Below are 2,493 nucleotides of genomic sequence, written 5' to 3'. Positions count from 1 at the left end.
GAATGAGGTGCGAGTCAGCGGATTTCATACGGGCCCGCAGCGGCACGACCGCCTGCAACAAGGCCGGATATAGAGCTGCAGCCCATCCTGTCTGTCGGAACACACGAAAACTGTTGCAAACGGGACGCGTTCATATAGACAGGATCATGACGCAGATGTTCGACGAAGGGCTCGGCCGCAACGAAGCGAATTATGCGCCGCTGACGCCGATCGATTTTCTGGTGCGCTCGGCCGAGGTCTATGGCGACCGGCTCGCGATCGTGCATGGCGATGTGCGGCGCACGTGGGGCGAGACCTATACGCGCGCGCGGCAGCTCGCAAGCGCGCTCGCGCAGGCGGGCGTCGGCCGCGGCGACACGGTCGCGGCGCTGCTGCCGAACATCCCGGCGATGGTCGAGGCGCACTTCGGCGTGCCGATGGCGGGCGCGGTGCTGAACGCGATCAACACGCGGCTCGACATTCCGACCGTGCTGTTCATGCTGCGCCACGGCGAAGCGAAGGTGCTGATCGTCGACACCGAATACGCGGAGTGCGCGCAGCGCGCGCGGCTCGAAGTGCCGGGGCTGACGATCGTCAGCGTCGCCGACGCGATGCCGGCCGACCCGGCGCGCTTCGCGGGCGCGACCGACTACGAGGCGTTCGTCGCGAGCGGCGACCCGGACTACGCTTGGCTCGCGCCGAACGACGAGTGGGACGCGATCGCGCTGAACTACACGTCGGGCACGACCGGCGACCCGAAGGGCGTCGTCTATCACCATCGCGGCGCGCATCAGGCGGCGATCAGCAACATCCTCGAATGGGACATGCCGAAGCACGCGGTCTACCTGTGGACGCTGCCGCTGTTCCACTGCAACGGCTGGTGTTTCCCGTGGGCGGTCGCCGCGCGCGCGGGCGTGAACGTGTGCCTGCGCAAGTTCGACGCGAAGACCGTGTTCGACCTGATTCGCCGCGAGCGCGTCACGCACTACTGCGGCGCGCCGATCGTGCAGAGCGCGATCGCGAACGCGCCGGCTGAGCTGCGCGAAGGGATCGGCCACACGGTGCACACGATGGTCGCGGGCGCCGCGCCGGCGCCGGCCGTGATCGCGAAGATGAAGGAGATCGGTTTCGATCTGCTGCACGTGTACGGGCTGACCGAGGTGTATGGCCCGGCGACGGTCTGCGCGAAGCAGGCGAACTGGGACGATCTGTCGGACGACGAGCGCGCGCGCCTGAACGCGCGGCAGGGCGTGCGCTATCACCTGGAGGCGGGCGCGACGGTGCTCGATCCGGACACGATGGCGCCGGTGCCCGCGGACGGCGAGACGCTCGGCGAGATCATGTTCCGCGGCAACATCTGCATGAAGGGCTATCTGAAGAATCCGAAGGCGACCGGCGACGCGTTCCACGGCGGCTGGTTCCACACCGGCGATCTCGCGGTGCTGTCGCCGGACGGCTATATCCGGATCAAGGATCGCAAGAAGGACATCATCATCTCGGGCGGCGAGAACATCTCGAGCATCGAGGTCGAGGACGCGCTGTACCGGCATCCGGCCGTCGCGGTCGCGGCGGTCGTCGCGATGCCGGACCCGAAGTGGGGCGAGGTGCCGTGCGCGTTCGTCGAGCTGCGCGACGGGATGAGCGCGACCGAGGACGAGATCGTCGCGCACTGCCGGCAACTGCTCGCCGGCTTCAAGGTGCCGAAGGCCGTGCGCTTCGGCGAGCTGCCGAAGACGTCGACCGGGAAGATCCAGAAATTCCAGCTGCGCAACGCGGTCGGGTCGGGGAAGGCGATCGATCTCGCCGGGGAGCCGGAGAAGAAGTGAGCGGGGCAGCCGGGGCCGCGCTCCCGGCTTGTATGTGCATCAATAGCGATGCATGCCGTCGTCGCGATGCGGCATCAGTCGATGATCGTCGTCATGATGCCAAGGGTCGCGATCGCGCGGATGATGATGCATCCATTCGTCGTGCTCCCAGTAGCGATGGCCGTCCCAGTAACGGTCGCCGTGCATGCCGATCTGGATGTTCAGGTCGACCGGCATCAGATGCGCGTGATCCGCGTGACCATACGGGGCATATGGAACGACTTCCTGCGCAAACGCCGCGCCGGCGGTCAGCGATGCGCCACCGGCCACAACCGCGGCCAGTGCCGTGCGAAGAATGATGGAACGTACTTTCATGGGTCAAGCCTCCTGGTTCCGTTCGGGATGGCGATGTTCGACATCTCTCGGGGAGGGCGCGTGGCGCCCTTGCTTGAGAACCACTGTAACGGCGACCGGCATGCGGACTTGTCGCAACTTGTAAGGGCAGATTTCGCCGGACGCAAGGATTGCCGCGTGGACGGCGAAGCGTCTCGGGGCCCGTCACGCGGGAACCGGAGCCTATCCGGAACCTTGTGTGTGAGGCATAAACTGATGGCCAAGGAGCCACTTTATGCCACGCAAACGCAAGGAAGAAGTGACGATTGAACCGGGCAAGGGCTTGAACCTTGACCCGGAGCTGATCAAGCAACTG

2 protein-coding genes are annotated in these 2,493 nt (G+C 66.0%); one reads left to right on the top strand and one right to left on the bottom strand.

The window, feature by feature from the left end:
* Positions 1-146: 146 nt before the first annotated feature.
* Positions 147-1,805 carry an acyl-CoA synthetase gene (locus HZI36_RS26575; RefSeq protein WP_179405653.1) on the top strand — a complete coding sequence of 553 codons (1,659 nt, stop codon included), beginning with the start codon at positions 147-149 and terminating at the stop codon, positions 1,803-1,805.
* Between the two features lie 39 nt (positions 1,806-1,844).
* On the opposite strand, the gene HZI36_RS26570 is transcribed toward HZI36_RS26575, so the two are convergent.
* Positions 1,845-2,159 carry a hypothetical protein gene (locus HZI36_RS26570; RefSeq protein ID WP_179405652.1) on the bottom strand — a complete coding sequence of 105 codons (315 nt, stop codon included), beginning with the start codon at positions 2,157-2,159 and terminating at the stop codon, positions 1,845-1,847.
* Positions 2,160-2,493 lie beyond the last annotated feature (334 nt).

Source organism: Burkholderia guangdongensis (genome assembly GCF_013403875.1).
GTDB classification, from domain to species: Bacteria; Pseudomonadota; Gammaproteobacteria; order Burkholderiales; family Burkholderiaceae; genus Burkholderia; species Burkholderia guangdongensis.
Note: the sequence above shows the minus strand (reverse complement) of the source record. Positions and strands in the feature narration are given on the sequence as shown.